Annotated in this window: 18 protein-coding genes and 2 pseudogenes; 11 read left to right on the top strand and 9 right to left on the bottom strand. The window is 38.6% G+C overall.

Going from position 1 to position 15013, the window contains the following annotated elements:
• Positions 1 to 360 precede the first annotated feature (360 nt).
• A complete protein-coding gene (locus tag V514_RS19005) occupies positions 361 to 747 on the top strand; it encodes a DUF485 domain-containing protein (protein ID WP_029499797.1) in 387 nt (128 codons plus the stop codon).
• Positions 744 to 2291 (top strand): solute symporter family protein, encoded by a 1548-nt coding sequence (locus tag V514_RS0109925; RefSeq protein ID WP_029499798.1) that lies wholly within the window; start codon positions 744 to 746, stop codon positions 2289 to 2291. Before V514_RS19005 ends, V514_RS0109925 begins: the two co-directional genes overlap by 4 nt.
• 44 nt (positions 2292 to 2335) lie before the next feature.
• On the opposite strand, the gene V514_RS0109930 is transcribed toward V514_RS0109925, so the two are convergent.
• From V514_RS0109930 to V514_RS0109955, 7 genes and pseudogenes are all read right to left on the bottom strand, one after another.
• Positions 2336 to 3751 (bottom strand): phospholipase D-like domain-containing protein, encoded by a 1416-nt coding sequence (locus tag V514_RS0109930; RefSeq protein ID WP_029499799.1) that lies wholly within the window; start codon positions 3749 to 3751, stop codon positions 2336 to 2338.
• A 151-nt stretch (positions 3752 to 3902) separates the two neighbouring features.
• Positions 3903 to 4445 (bottom strand): SH3 domain-containing protein, encoded by a 543-nt coding sequence (locus V514_RS0109935; RefSeq protein WP_029499800.1) that lies wholly within the window; start codon positions 4443 to 4445, stop codon positions 3903 to 3905.
• Positions 4446 to 4598: 153 nt separating this feature from the next.
• Positions 4599 to 4829 (bottom strand): DUF1697 domain-containing protein, encoded by a 231-nt coding sequence (locus V514_RS20905; protein ID WP_029499801.1) that lies wholly within the window; start codon positions 4827 to 4829, stop codon positions 4599 to 4601.
• Positions 4771 to 4893 (bottom strand): annotated as a pseudogene (locus V514_RS20640) (GNAT family N-acetyltransferase); the annotation flags it as partial. The pseudogene V514_RS20640 and the gene V514_RS20905, both read right to left, overlap by 59 nt.
• Positions 4887 to 5048 carry a hypothetical protein gene (locus tag V514_RS20645; RefSeq protein ID WP_235073254.1) on the bottom strand — a complete coding sequence of 54 codons (162 nt, stop codon included), beginning with the start codon at positions 5046 to 5048 and terminating at the stop codon, positions 4887 to 4889. The pseudogene V514_RS20640 and the gene V514_RS20645, both read right to left, overlap by 7 nt.
• Positions 5049 to 5291 (bottom strand): (4Fe-4S)-binding protein, encoded by a 243-nt coding sequence (locus V514_RS0109950; protein WP_029499802.1) that lies wholly within the window; start codon positions 5289 to 5291, stop codon positions 5049 to 5051.
• Positions 5292 to 5360: 69 nt separating this feature from the next.
• Complete coding sequence (locus V514_RS0109955) at positions 5361 to 5633, bottom strand: GNAT family N-acetyltransferase (RefSeq protein ID WP_029499803.1); 273 nt, start codon at positions 5631 to 5633, stop codon at positions 5361 to 5363.
• A 164-nt stretch (positions 5634 to 5797) separates the two neighbouring features.
• On the opposite strand from V514_RS0109955, the gene V514_RS0109960 reads away from it, so the two are divergent.
• Positions 5798 to 6562 carry an SH3 domain-containing protein gene (locus tag V514_RS0109960; RefSeq protein ID WP_029499804.1) on the top strand — a complete coding sequence of 255 codons (765 nt, stop codon included), beginning with the start codon at positions 5798 to 5800 and terminating at the stop codon, positions 6560 to 6562.
• Positions 6563 to 6778: 216 nt separating this feature from the next.
• Positions 6779 to 7702, top strand: coding sequence for a DUF4097 family beta strand repeat-containing protein (locus V514_RS0109965; RefSeq protein ID WP_029499805.1), 924 nt, complete (start codon positions 6779 to 6781; stop codon positions 7700 to 7702).
• A 22-nt stretch (positions 7703 to 7724) separates the two neighbouring features.
• Here the strand turns inward: V514_RS0109965 and V514_RS20845 are convergent.
• Positions 7725 to 8616 (bottom strand): annotated as a pseudogene (locus V514_RS20845) (glutathionylspermidine synthase family protein).
• Between the two features lie 136 nt (positions 8617 to 8752).
• Between V514_RS20845 and V514_RS0109980 the strand changes: the two are divergent.
• From V514_RS0109980 to V514_RS0109990, 3 genes are all read left to right on the top strand, one after another.
• A complete protein-coding gene (locus tag V514_RS0109980) occupies positions 8753 to 9607 on the top strand; it encodes a hypothetical protein (RefSeq protein ID WP_029499808.1) in 855 nt (284 codons plus the stop codon).
• Positions 9608 to 9853: 246 nt separating this feature from the next.
• Positions 9854 to 10732 (top strand): hypothetical protein, encoded by an 879-nt coding sequence (locus tag V514_RS0109985; RefSeq protein ID WP_029499809.1) that lies wholly within the window; start codon positions 9854 to 9856, stop codon positions 10730 to 10732.
• A 93-nt stretch (positions 10733 to 10825) separates the two neighbouring features.
• Positions 10826 to 11254, top strand: a complete 429-nt coding sequence (locus V514_RS0109990; protein WP_029499810.1) for a GNAT family N-acetyltransferase — start codon at positions 10826 to 10828, stop codon at positions 11252 to 11254.
• A 176-nt stretch (positions 11255 to 11430) separates the two neighbouring features.
• Here the strand turns inward: V514_RS0109990 and V514_RS0109995 are convergent, their stop codons facing one another.
• Entirely contained in the window at positions 11431 to 12561 is a 1131-nt protein-coding gene (locus tag V514_RS0109995; RefSeq protein ID WP_029499811.1) for a hypothetical protein, read from the bottom strand.
• A gap of 304 nt (positions 12562 to 12865) precedes the next feature.
• On the opposite strand from V514_RS0109995, the gene V514_RS0110000 reads away from it, so the two are divergent.
• The 4 genes from V514_RS0110000 to V514_RS0110015 all read left to right on the top strand — a co-directional run bounded on the left by V514_RS0110000 (position 12866) and on the right by V514_RS0110015 (position 14787).
• Complete coding sequence (locus V514_RS0110000; protein WP_029499812.1) at positions 12866 to 13270, top strand: hypothetical protein; 405 nt, start codon at positions 12866 to 12868, stop codon at positions 13268 to 13270.
• Between the two features lie 109 nt (positions 13271 to 13379).
• Positions 13380 to 13550 (top strand): helix-turn-helix domain-containing protein, encoded by a 171-nt coding sequence (locus V514_RS19990; protein ID WP_035944722.1) that lies wholly within the window; start codon positions 13380 to 13382, stop codon positions 13548 to 13550.
• A gap of 33 nt (positions 13551 to 13583) precedes the next feature.
• A complete protein-coding gene (locus V514_RS20910) occupies positions 13584 to 13760 on the top strand; it encodes an IS3 family transposase (protein WP_081715029.1) in 177 nt (58 codons plus the stop codon).
• A 283-nt stretch (positions 13761 to 14043) separates the two neighbouring features.
• A complete protein-coding gene (locus tag V514_RS0110015; RefSeq protein ID WP_029499813.1) occupies positions 14044 to 14787 on the top strand; it encodes a GNAT family N-acetyltransferase in 744 nt (247 codons plus the stop codon).
• Positions 14788 to 15013 lie beyond the last annotated feature (226 nt).

The raw sequence follows: 15013 nt of genomic DNA on the forward strand, positions 1-15013 counted from the left end.
TGCCTACTTTTTTCTGTATTGCAGACTAAATAAAATAGCCTTTAATAGATTGAATTCAAGGCTATTGCCTAGTTTATCGTCACATTTCCTATGCTATTTTTCTCAATATGACTTTAATTTTTTTACTTTTTCAGCAATTTACTTTTAAAGAAAATGATAAGATTTTTGCATCAAAACACTATAGCCACAGTGGTTTCGCAAGTTAAAAAATACGTTTTTTGTAGAGTTTAGTTATCACGAAGTAGAAATTTTTATTTTTTTCGATAAAAAATGTTGCTTTTTGTAAAACTTTGAAATATCATTACATCAAGAGGACGTCACAAATCCTTCACAACAATAGAAAAAAAGGGGGGCAACATTATGGAACAAAATTTAGACCGTCAACTTCTAAAAGAAGAACAAGACAGCAAACAGGCGGTAGCTGGGCAAAAAAGTTTTACGGAACAAGAGTATGTTAATATTTCTGAAAGTTCGGAATTTAAAACGCTTTCAAAACGTAAACTAGGCTTCATCGTGCCGATGAGTGTTCTGTTCTTCGTTATCTACTTCACACTGCCATTATTATCATCGTTCACTGACGTACTAGACGGAAAAGCAATTGGCGATATTACGTGGATTTGGGTGTATTCATTAGTCATCTTCATTATGGTATGGACATTCACAATCATCTATGTAAAAAAAGCTGCTTCATTTGATAAAGATGCAGAAGCGATCAACGACAAGGCAAAGGCTGGTGAGTATAAATGAGTGTAATCGGGATTTCTTTCTTCGTCGCAATCGTAGGGTTAACACTTTTTGTGACATACTTAGCTTCAAAGAAAAACAATTCAGCAGCTGACTTCTATACAGCAGGCGGCGGCTTAACAGGCTGGCAAAATGGTATCGCTATCGCAGGTGACTACCTATCAGCCGCTTCATTCTTAGGTATCGCGGGTGCCATCGCATTATTCGGTTTTGATGGCTTCTTCTATAGCTTAGGATACTTAGTAGCATACTTAGTCGTACTTTACATCGTGGCAGAGCCATTACGTAACCTTGGTAAATTTACATTAGCAGATATGATTACTGCACGTTTTAACCAAAAGAAAATCCGTGCAACGGCAGCTGTTAGCTCAATCGTTATCGTGTTATTCTACATGATTGCACAGCTTGTAGGTGCCGGCGCATTAATTCAATTATTATTAGGTATCGACTACAAATACGCGGTTATTTTAGTAGGTATCATGATGACAATCTACGTATTATGGGGTGGAATGGGCGCAACAAGTTGGGTTCAAATTATTAAAGCCGTATTACTAATGATTGGTACCGTTATTATCTCTGTTTTAGTTTTAGCAAAATTCAACTTCAACATTCTTGAAATGTTCGCAACTGTATCTGAAACAAATGGCAATGGCGGCGCATATTTACAAGCTGGTCTGAAGTACACAAATGGTATTGATACAATGTCAATGATGATTGCATTAGTACTTGGTACAGCTGGTTTACCGCACATCTTAATGCGTTTCTTCACTGTAAAAGATGCAAAAACTGCGCGTTCTTCAATCAACTGGGCAACTTGGATCGTAGGTTTATTCTACATCTTAACAATCTTCTTAGGCTTCGGTGCTGCGGCATTCGTAGGCTCTGAAAAAATCTTAGCTGCAAACCCTGCAGGTAACATGGCTGCTCCATTATTAGCGCAAGCTTTAGGTGGCGACATCTTAATGTCATTCATCTCTGCAGTAGCATTCGCAACAATCTTAGCTGTAGTAGCTGGTCTTGTATTATCAGGTGCTTCTGCATTCGCACACGATATTTACGGCCAAGTTATTAAAAAAGGGAACATTACAGAAAAACAACAAATGGTTGCAGCTCGCTGGGCATCTGTTGGTGTATCGGTATTCTCAATCATCTTAGCGTTATTCTCTCAAACATTAAACGTAGCATTCTTAGTATCACTTGCATTCTGTATCGCCGCATCTGCGAACTTACCAGTAATTATTTACACAATTTACTACAAAAAGTTCAACACAACGGGTGCGATGTCAGCAATGTTATTCGGTTTAATCTCTGCACTTGTATTAGTAGCAATGAGCCCGAACGTATGGGCACCAGAAGCGGGTAAAGCTATCTTCGTCGGCGACCCACTATTCCCATTAACAAACCCAGCCATTATCTCGGTACCACTTGGCTTCCTAGCTGGTTGGATTGGCTCAATGATTGGTGAAAAAGCAAATGCTCGTAAATACGCAGAAGTTAAAGTTAATGCAACAACAGGCTTAAATGTCAGTGATTCAGTAGATCACTAATCAAAAAAGAGGCTTTGGGGATTTCCCCAAGCCTCTTTTTTTGATTAAAATGTCGATAACCCCGTAAATTCTTGAATACGGTACAATACAGTTTTCCATAAAGAACGGTCTGCAAATTCCTCGTAATCAACGGTATATATGCCGTCTTGATTTGTCCACAGGCGCTCGAAATAGGCATTCATATCACGCGCTGTCTCTTTTTCTTTTGGCATCATCATATATAAATCCGTTTCTAAATTATAGTCATCGATATTACGACGTGTAAAGTTGGCCGAGCCACCAATTGCTGTAAATGTATCTGCTTGATTAAGGATTAAAAACTTACTATGATATTGCTCCCCATGCGTGTCATACCAACGCACTGTAATATTGTCCTCTTTCATTAGCTCATGTGCTACAGGTCGATTTGGCACACCATTTTTCTTTATACCAAATGCATCACGGTTCGCATCTAAAATCAGTTGAATATTGACACCGCGCTTGGCAGCATCTTTTAATGCCTGAACCATGTCACGTTCTGCAATGTAGAACACCCCCATTTTCAAGCTGTCCCCATCCTTTGCCTGCTCAATTGTTTGAATTAAAGCTTGTTGGATTTTTCCTTCTGTAACTAGCTTCACATCAATATCTCCGGCTGGCTCATCCGCCGCAAATACAATATTTTCTGGGAGTTTTTTATCCGACATATGCAAGATGGCATTTTCTGATTCATAAATATCCTTCACAATAGCTCCCTTTACAACAAAGCCAATATTGGAGTGAAGGCTACTACCATCATGCGAAACATTTGCAGATAGAACCATCGCTTCTTGTTCATTTAATACAATTTTTCGGTGGTTCGCTTTAAAGTTTACTAAATCTAAATAGGCCCCCACAGACATTTTATCGCCATCTGGGTTAAATAAATTCGGTAAAAATCCATTTGTTGAGACCGGCCACCATTGTAGGTAAGCGCGCCATACACTTGAATAAAGCGGATTAGAATCTCGTAACGGTGTTAAATTCGTTGTTAGGACATCAATATTTTGCGCTGCTAAATCCTGAAAGAATTGTGGATGAATCGAGCCATAGCCAGAGTTTACATTGTCTGTAATAACCTGAATGGGCATATCCGGCTGCTCTTTACGTTTTTTGATAAGCGCATTTGTTAACTGCTCTGCGCGATTGTCATACGTCGCTTTTTGATGATCATAATCATTATTATATAAAAATAAATCAATAACTAGAACTTCTTTCGCCTCATCAATTATTTGAAGCGTACGTTCAAAAAGTTGCTGTTCCATTACAGCTTTATCATTTTTTTGGTACGTAATATCTGTTAAAAATTCTACATTATCTACTTTGTGGAGCTTCCCATCAACGGACATCCCCTGTGGTAAATCTTTTTGTGTATGCCAGTTCCACGCGAATAGCGGAATCAATATGAGGATACACAAAATCACCTTCATTCGTTTCTTCATTCTTTTCCCCCTTTGAATCATCTTTTATAATATACCATTATTACCAGCTACTAATGGAAAAATTTACGGTTAACCAAAAACCCCCTTGGCAAAGTAAAAAAACGCAACCAATTCGGCTGCGTCTTATTTTGCTTAAGATTGTATTTTAATATTAGGTAAAATCGTGTTCGCCATCTACATATTTAGATGAAACATAACCGACTTTACCTTTATATAGCACTTGATACCAATTCACATAGCTATTTGTAATATAAATTTCTTGGTTATTTTTATATTTACCGATTGCTTTCGCTTTTGTGCTTTTAGAAGCACGCACATTTAAGTTAACGCCCTTGCTTGTGTTTGCATACCCTATGCCCACAACAACCGGTACATTTTTAACATATGTTTTGCTTACGTAACGTTTTTTACCTTTATACAGCACTTGATACCAATTTTTGCTATAGCTCTTAATTACTTTTACTTCATCATTTAGTTGATATTGTCCAACTACCTTACTTTTCGTGCTTGCACTTGCACGAATGTTTAGCTTCGCACCTTTTTCAAGGTTTGCATATTTTGTTGTTGTTTTAATTGTTGCTGCCTGTGCTGTTGTAGCGGTTACTGCAGAAGTTGCAATTACAGCAGCCAATGTTAATTTCCCTAAATTTTTCATGCAATAGTCACCCTTCCATTTTTTTGTAACTAACTTCATTATATTCTTTCCTTATTAATATGACAAACATAAAATTACCATTTTTAGTTAAATTTAAATATTTTTTAGAGAAATTTTATTTTTATAATCATAAAAATAAGTCTATTAGCATGATTTTAAAATGTCTCTCTACTTAGGATTATTTTTCAATAATTAGGTAAAAACGTCATGAAATCCCCGCGCTTCACGTGCTATTTTCAGCGCCTTCATCTGAACCTTTCGCTTACTACTAACATTAGCGCCGCGCAGTAATAACACATAATCTAGGCGCCACCCTCCTATTAAAAAAGCGGGAACCGCTAATCGATTCCCGCTTTTCACCGTATTATTTTTTGTACCAAACATCTGCATACTGTTCATGTTCAAGAAAACGCTTTTTCGCATATGGGCACACTGGCATAATTTTCAAACCATCCTGGCGCGCCTTTTCAACAACGCGGTCTACAAGCTGCTGTGCAACCCCTTGGCCTGAAAGCTCTTCGCGTACACCCGTATGGAGAAGACATAATAATCCTTACCTGCAGGACGTTTAAAATCAATCTCTGCTAACCTATTATCCGCGTCGCCGACATAAAAACGGCCTTGTTCATTTAATTCAACCACTTAAGCATCTCCTTTACGAATATAGTGAAGTGCTCCCGATGGACAGGTATCAATAACGCGTGCTACTTCGTCAGCACTGGCATTATCAGCCATGATCCACGGCTTACGTTTCGTATCAAACACCTCGCCATTACCGTTTACACAGTTGGCAGAATGCGCGCAAATGGACGTGTTAAAAAAAACATCAATATTCTCGCCTGAATATTTACGATAGCCTTTATCTAATAATTGCTGTTCATTCATGTTTTTCGCCCCCCTCTACTAAGATGTACTCGTCTGGTGAAGAGTACATTTCTCCATGATAGCATACTATTATTTGCGCCAAACATCTGCATATTCAGGTATACGCTCAAATTGACCTTTCGCAAATGGACATAACGGAATAATTGTTTTCTGATCAGCACGCGCTTTATCAACAACTGCTTTTACAAGTTGATTCGCAACGCCTTGCCCACGCAATTTATCATCGACAAATGTATGATCGATAATAAAAAATTCATCGTTTGGTTGGGTAAAGGTAATCTCCGCTACCGTTTCTCCTTGATCCTCTAGATAGAAACGCCCTTGTTCTTTTGAAAACTCCATCGCACTTCTCCTCCCTATGATCATTTATACGCTATCTCTATTCCCGCTTTTGATAAATTTCACACGTCACTTGAAACTATCTACCATTATTATCCGTCTATATCATATAAAGTAGCGACGGGCCGCCTCGGAATTTCGATATGCACTTCAAGGGAGGACTCACGATGAAAAAAGCGTCATTATTAAAATTTGGCCTTGCGACAACATTGAGCGCATCGGCTTTTACACTCAGCACCTTACCACTCGTCTCTCATGCCGAAACAGCGGTCAAAACAACGACAATGTATACAAATCATGGTGTTAATGCACGAACTGCTCCATCAGTGAAATCAAAAGTACTTGGTGTTATCGCAAAAAACACGAAAATTCAAGTCATCGAAAAAACAAACAAATATTGGTATAAAATTGTTTATAAAAAAGACCAGATTGCGTATGTTAGCGCCGATTATGTCAGTGCAAAACCCGTCGTTGTCGTACCACCTGTTGTTGAAAAAGGCTATGTGCAGCATACAAATGGTGTCAACCTCAATGTCCGTGCAAAAGCAGCAACGAGCAGCAACATTATCGGCTCACTCAAACCTGGTGGCACCGTTTATTTAACGAAAAAATATTCTACATTGCCAAAAGAAACATGGTATGAAGTCGTTTATAACAATCAATTAGGCTATGTCAATGCCAAATATGTCGGCTTTGCTAAGCCACTCCCTACAAAAATCGTTAAAAAAGGGAAAGTCCAAAATACGTTTTTAAATGTCCGAAAAACAGCGTCATCAAACAGCAAAGTACTTGGCACATTAAAACCACATACTACAGTAAAATTTGCGAAACATTATACAACAACATCGAAAGACCCTTGGTTAAAAATTTATTATAAAGGCGGCACAGCTTACATTTCAGCTAAATATGTCGATTGGGTACTGCCAAAATAACGTCCTCTAGAGTCTGGGACATACGTGTAAAAACCTCATCTCATATGAGCATAAGAAAAACTGGAATCGCGCTGTGGCGCGGTTCCGTTTTTTCGTGGCGAACGCTAAAAAAGGAATATGATATGTTTTGTCCTAGCCTCTATTTTTTGTTAATTTGCAAAATTCCGTCTTTTTACATACACTTAAAGAAATAGCTGAATAAGGAAGTGACTAGTTATGCGGAAAACAGTAGGCCTTGGCATCGGCGCTATTCTTTTACTTGTCCTTGTTGGCATCTATGCTTTGTCATTTTTCAATAAAGGCCAGACCATTGCTTTGTCAGATGCTGTAATTAAAACCGTCAAAGTAGATGTTTCAAGCGCAGATGTCTTTATTGAGACAACCTCTACCGGACACGTCGAAGTAGAGACCACCGAAACGCGTTCATCGAAATTTATCATTCACGAAAATCCAGCAAATACGCTAACCATTCGCGAACAAACAACAGGTTTTTTCTCATGGATTTCATTTGGTAACGTACCAGAAGTGCATATTCGCTTACCTAAAGAACAATATGACGCGCTGCAAGTTGAAGCTTCAAGCGGTGATGTCGCGCTGAAAAATGTGGCTGCCACATCGATACATGTCAAAACGTCAAGCGGCGATATTGAAGGCGATGATTTAACAGCCAAAAATTATGACTTCAAAGCGTCGAGTGGTGATATGGCACTGGACCAACTCGGAAAAATCGCCAAAGAAGCGACCTTCCGCGCCTCAAGTGGTGAGTTATCGCTCGATACATTAACCACTGATGCGTTGTTTGTCGAGCGCACAAGTGGCGATGTATCAATGGATGATATCGCCTTAGGTTCCGGTAAAAGCGTCGTGAAAACATCGAGTGGCGATATTGATATAACGCCGATGTTTAGCGACGAAACAACCTTATCACTCGAATCATCAAGTGGTGATCAAACTTTTGATAATCAGCAAAATAACGCTTTCAACTTCACAATTCAAACATCAAGCGGTGACATCCGCGTCCCATCTAATTATGACCTAACAACAAATACCGATAATAAAGCCGTTGGGACGACTCCAACTGCTGCTCCTAATACAGTGTCAATTACAGCGTCGAGTGGCGACATAAAAATAACCGATTAAAACATGAAAAAAAGCCAAAATCCTATCGTGGATTCGGGCTTTTTTCAAGTCCTGTTGGTAAATAATAAGACAAATTATTCGTAATACGGCCCCCAACACGATACCCACATGCCGATGCTTTCCCTTTTACTAAAAAGCTCCCGACTAGTAACTGTCCTTGTTGTAACCCTTTTTCACTGTTAAAATCCATCGTTGGTTGAGCAAGCCACTGTTGATAAATCGGGATATACTGTGCATACGAACGCATTTTTTCTGCCTCGACAAGCGTATCACCATCAAAAATTTCAACCGTATCACCTTCTCGACCAAATACAGGCTTTTTCACATAACGTCGCTGCTGTTCAATAAATGGCGTCGCGTCAACATACGTCGGTAAAAAATGGATGACGTTGCTCATACAATGCCCAAATAATCGCTTGTACGGCTTTATTTTGTAACAGAAATGCAGATGGTGGATTAATGAGCGCTACTTTTTGTTGTGCTACTAATTCAAGAAGCCACTGACCAATCGGGTTCCCTTGTTGGTCCACATCGTCAATCAAACTCTCAATCGGAAATGTTTGTCGATACAACACATCAATTTTTTGACCATATGCATCAAATAGGCCAACGCCTCGTTCAATTTGTAACTGCTCGAGTGGGATAAACGGTGCGTCAACAGCCGTCGCTAAATACCGCACCGTTTCACGATCCTCGGTATTTTCTGCATGCGCTGTAAATACAACATAATAATAGCCACCATAATGACGTGATGTTGTTTCATCACATTCCCACACACCAAGCTCGTCATTCCAGTCCCAATCGCGACAAGCTTGGTCTTTTGGCTTTGGCGGTAATTCTTTGCCACACCCCGCTAAGCCAAGCGACATCGCCGTTGTTGAAATACCAAGCATAATTTTCGTCGTTTTTTTCATTGTCACACCTCCCGCAATTTGTATGTTTATGTGACATCATACGAAAAAGATTCATCAATATACTGTCACTTTTCACTCTATTTGTAACACATTCAATGTTGGTATACTAGACGTAGACAAAAAAGGGGGAATTTCGATGTGGCAAAAAACCGCACATCTTAAGCAAATAGACATTCATGGTACGCGCTATACACTAACGCAAATCGTCGCAAGCGATACTTTTTTTATCAAAGATCGGCGCATAGAAAAAGGTACGCTTGGTGGCTGGGTGGATGACAACAGCGTCATTGCACCAACATTTTTTTGCGATACGACTACACTCATTCTTGATAGCACAATTGACGGCAACCTCTATGTACAACAAAGTACACTTCTTTCAAGCCATATACATGCACAAGGATTGATTACACAAGCGCAGCTTTATTTTTGCACAATCAAATCAGCGCACGTGCATATTCAAGGAAATCTTGAACTCACAGCCGTGCGGACATCGGGTGATTATTTTACATTACATAGTAGTGGTAAATTACATGACTGTGCGTTTAACGGAAACGTTCATCTTACTACTGCAACGATTGCTGTGGCTTCATCAGAATGGCATGGGCAACAATTAACAGTAACGGGCTCGCTTCACCTGCAGCAAAGTCACCTTCTCGTCAAGCAATTAATCGCTAGCCACCTTACGCTAAAACGCTGTCAGTGGCAACTGCATCATGTGACGATTCAGGACAGTGAACTTATAAAGTGTGAGCTGCAAGGCGTGAACTATACGCTCCGCGATGCTCATTGGTCGGACTGTGATATTGCCATTCAAACGCTGCATTTAACGACTAGTGACTTAGAAGACGTGATTATTTTTTCACCACTTGGTCATTTACAACTAGTGGCTCCATTGATTTTTGGGGCGGATTTTTCAGTTCATGTCGAAAAAATTGACGTAGCACTCAAGTCAACAGAAAGTATCCAATTAACAAAAGAATTATTGTTTTAAATGTTTATTTTAAAGCGTTTTATACAATTGTTTTTTTATCCTTTTATACGATTTAACCGGCAACTACTTAAAATCACCTGTCCATTTCCTACACAATTTACCATTTTCGCTGAATTTCGTTTACTATACCATTCATAGGGAATGAGTAACATGTGATGCCCTTTTAAGCAAGGTTGAATTCCTTCTAATGCCTCAAGAAATTTTGTGACAACGTGCTATACTATCGAGCAGAGGAGCTGAAATTTTATGAAAAAAATGATTCTTTATAGTTTCGCACTACTATTGTTTATTGCACTTCCTACATTCGATGCAAATGCTGCAGCAAGTACGGCAAAAGGTGACGCCGCACTCGCACAATTAAAGCAGCGTCATGGGCAATTTGTGAATATCGTTCCATCACACGTATCTGATACAGAATCGGAAAAAGTAATTATTAAATATCGCGTTAAAAATGGGCAAATTTATGCACCACACGCGGGCAATACTACAACGTATAAAAAAGTGGCACAAGATGCGGCGCTTCACAAACGTTTATGGCAAGATTTTATTACAACTGTACCTGCTAGCAAACGCCAGCAAGTAACGACTTTTACGGTGTTCACTGATGGTCATAATAACGACCAAGCATTCGTACAACCAAATGACAGCTCATGGAAAACATGGACGCTAGCCGTTGACTACAAAGATGCACTCGACCAGCCGAATAATTTTTATGCAACGCTCGTTCATGAGTCGGCACATCTTGTATCATTTAATGGCAAACAAACGAATAATGCAGGCGCCAATTGCCCAAACTTCAGTTCAAATGGCGTATGTATGAATAAAGATTCTCATCTAAATCGTTTCTATCAATTATTTTGGCAAGGTCCGATTCACAATGATTGGGTAAAATCAGGCAAACAAGCTAATAAATTGTATTTAAAATACCCATCATCATTTGTAGATCAATATGCGGCAGCTTCTCCAGAAGAAGACTTCGCAGAATCATTTATGTACTTCGTATTTAGCGAACGCCCTACGGCAGCACAAACACGCGCTGAACAAAAAATCGCCTTCTTCTATAAATATGATTCGATGATTCATTTCCGAAATGCGATCTTAACAAAACTCAATCGCTATTATTAATTACCAACAGCCATCTCTTTCAAAAGATGGCTGTTTTCGATAAAATTATAGTTATACAATTGTATAATTCATTAATTTAGAAAGGATTTTCACATGATTCAACAAACTACAACGTACCCCTGGGCGCTCCTACTCCGTGCTGACCCTGAAAAAACGATTATTGAACACTATCTGTACGACAGCCATTGTTTTGTGCTCGATACAATCGGTGTCATCGTCTTAAAGCAAGTGGCCCCACAAACGCTCGAAATTATGAATATTGCCGTTGATGAAGCTTATGAACAACAAGGCTATGGCAAGCAATTACTCGCGTTTGCGATTGATTATGCGCGCACACATCACTACAGTCAGCTAGATGTGCGCACCGGTAATTCGAGTATTTCACAGCTAGCTTTTTATCAAAAAGCAGGATTTCGCATCGTCGATATTATTACAGATTATTTCACAACTCATTATGATGAGCCGATTTTTGAACATGGTATCCAATGTCAAGATCAGCTTAAACTATCGATTTCACTTTGAATTATACAATTATTATTTTATGAAAACATACAAAAAGGAGACTGGGACAAAACAGTTCATTTTTCTTTTTTAGCGTTCGCCACGAAAAACCGGAACCGCGCCACAGCGCGATTCCGGTTTTTCTGATGCTCATCTGAGAGGCTGTTGTTACACGTATGTCCCAGCCTAATTTTTCATTAATCTTGTAATACTTTTTCTAGCTCTTTATATTGTTCATCTGTTAAATATGGTTTGTATTGTTCAAGCGCTTGTTTGCGTTGTGCTTCAGACATTGCTGATTTTGACGATTTCGCTTGTTTTAACAATGTTTTAAATTGCTCATCACTCATCGCCGCAGTGCCGGTAGAATTAGTCCCTGTTGCAGCGCCCATTGCTTCATCGATTTGTTCCTGCGTCGCAATTTGATCTTTTGTTGGCAACGTTACCGCTTTCGCTTTATCCGAAGGTGTTGTCGAAATTGTAAATTTCACTGCATCGATATTATTTTTTGCGGATGCAATATCAACGTCATACGTTTGTTTTTTTGATTTTGAATCGATAACTGTTTGAATATTAATTTTATCTAGTTCTTTTACCATGTCACCAATATTTGCATTAAATTGCTCATAATCTGGATTATCTTTCGCTAATTTCGCTTGAATAGCATCAATTTTTTCAATGTCTTTTTTATTCATCGTAAATGATAATTTGCCATCTTTTTCTTCAAAGCGTTTATCATCGACATCATTTTTTAAATAGTTCATAAATTCTTTTTGGAAATCTTTTTGATAAGCTAGCGCTTGTTTCATATCTAAATCTTCAACATCTGCCGTTACTGTTGAATCCGATGCCGCAGCGCTTTCTTTCGCAAACTCTTTCATGTCGATATACTTACCATCTAATTCTTTTAATTTTGATGTATCTACAGCAGCAGAACTACCGCTAAACGATTGTGTAAGCTCCATAACAGACGTTAAGAAGGCTGTTGATAAATACATTGCCTTATCATCACCAATAATGTTAAATGGAATTTCTTGCCCCATCGCATCTATTTTTAAATCAACCGCATATTTCGTATCATCTGGCATCGAATACGAGCCACTAATTTTCATATCATTTAACTGGCTTTTCACCATATTAATAATTGCTGTTGTTTGACTATCGCCACCTGACACTGCGATATCTTTAAATTTCATATCGAATGTCCCTGCTTTGGCATCAGCGGCATCCTCGAATGCACCAATATATTCATCCTTTGGTGATTGTCCACACGCAGCAAGTAATCCCCCTGCTAACGCGATACTTGCAAGCTTCCCCATTGTCTTCATTATGCCCAACTCCTTAATCACTTATATAATTTCCTATTCCTATTTTGCTAACTTTATAAACAGATTTCATGAAAAATAAGCACATTGATGATAATTTTTACGCACTTTACATGTCTTTTTTCTTATAATGATTATGAGTAAAAAGTATTTTATACTTATTGCTTAGGTTTATATTTGTCTTAAAGCGGTTATAACTTATTAATGTTACATAACAGTTATTTAAATAGTCTGACTATACACTTAGCAATGTTTAAATTTCTCGAAAAATGGTAAAATATAAGTTATAACGAAAGAGGCGATTAGTTTGAAACGTATTATTCGACATGCAACATTTGACGACGCAGATCAAATTGCGGCAATCCATACGGTCTGTAAAGCGGCATTAACAAGACCGATGACGAACCCAAATATTCAGCGTGCTAACACTGTAACATCAAGTAGTACGCCCATTCGCTTTGAATATGATATCGCCTTGTGGAAAATTTATTTACACGACCCAAGTTACAAAGTAATGGTTTTGCAAGATCGGATTGTTATCGGTTTTATAGTTGCACATCAACCGCCCCATACCGATACATGGCTTGTCGCAGAGTCTGTTATATTACAGGAATATGCAAAGCCACATGACCGCGAAATGCTCTACGCATCATTAATGAAGGAAATTTATCCTGCAGTTAATCATCCACTACAATTGGTGGAATCATTATAATACTAGCTTTAAAAGGAATCACAACGACGAACTGACCGAAAAATCTGAGACAACATAAAAAGAAAAAGACACGTTCAAAGGCATATACAATCTTTGGAGGTGTTTTTTGATGGGCAAAAAACAAACATATTCATACGAAACAAAAATGAAAGCCATTGAGATGAAGTTGGCAAATGTGCCAGTGAATGAAATTATGAAGGTATGTGAGATTAAAAATAATACGCAAATTTATCAATGGGTTAAGTGGTATCAAGAAGGAGAGGTGCATCGGTTACAATAGCCTCTTGGGAAACAATATAGCTATGGTATTGAAATGTTCCATGCCAGCTTAAAGTGTGAAACGTTTTATGTTGAAGGGCTTTTGAGAACAACAAATGAGGTTGTCGTTCATACTGTTCAAGCATACATCAACGCCTATAATCATACTCGAATTTTGGCAACGTTAAACCACCATTCTCCAGTTATGTACCGAAAAAAGATGGTGAAATAAGAATTTGACGGCGACGCCTAGGGGAAAAGCATGAGCAGAAGACCCCACAGAGAGCTTGCGAGCGAGGAGGCTTCGGTCATGCCCCAGGAAAGCGTCCGTCAAATTCAGCTGAAAGAACGTGTCTTTCTCTTTGTCTCACTTTCATGGGTCAGTTCCACGATGTGGTTCCTTTTTTGTGTTATATTGGAATTATTAAGAGAACATTCGCTAAATTTTGATGTTGGAAAATGAGGCAGTTTGCTACATTACATTGAGCGGATCGCCATGAAAGAAGGGACTAAACATGAATTTTGATGATACATATATTGACGCGCCGCTTTATGCTGAAGATGCACTAGTTAAACACTTTTATGATGCGGCGTTGCCTTCGCGCTATGGTAGCAATTTCATGGTTTTTAAACACATGCCTTCGCTTGAAGAGTTTAAGCATTATGAACAGCAACAAAAAGCGTTTCATACGCTGCATAACATGACACATCGCCGCTTTTTGTTTCCAGAAAATGAAGCGTTCACAACCGATGTGGCACAGTATATAACAGCGCAGCACTATGACGTAGGGTCACTCGAACTATATGCGATGCTACCAATCGAATTTCATGGGCGTCTAAATGAAGAGGTCGTCGTGCAATACGTTGATAACACGTTATTTGATGCTTATTTAGCATTTCAATATACGATTGATTTAGAACACGGCGAGGCATTTGCGGCTGAAAAACAGCAGTTATTCAAACAGCAATTTTACGAATCGCATGTGATGTTTGTCGCCGCACTCATTGATGGTGTCATCGTTGGGACATTAACACTGTTTGAAACACCAGATACGATTGAACTTGATAGTTTCGTTGTAGCACATGCCTTCCAGCGGCGTGGTATCGGCTCAACGATGCAACATTTCGTCATGACCAACCATACAACGCAAACGATTTTGTTAGTTGCAGATGGTGATGATACACCACGCGAAATGTATCAAAAGCAAGGTTATCATTACTGTGCAGCACGCCATGAAATTTTAATTGTGTTGTCATAATGATACAAAAAGCAAATGATATATTTTAGCAAAATAGCGCGTAAAACCCAAAAAAATCACCATATTCAACATAAAAAAAATTCAATTTACCTAAAAAAAACGTGTTATTAGAAACTGCATGCTTAAAACAAATAATAGCTGGTGCTTTACTTTCATTTTCATAAGTCTCTATAATAGAGTATATGTCAATATTTTGTCACAATTTAAAACTGAAGGTGTGTATCTA

Origin of the sequence: Kurthia huakuii LAM0618 (assembly GCF_000505545.1) — a bacterium.
Classification (GTDB): Bacteria; Bacillota; Bacilli; order Bacillales_A; family Planococcaceae; genus Kurthia; species Kurthia huakuii.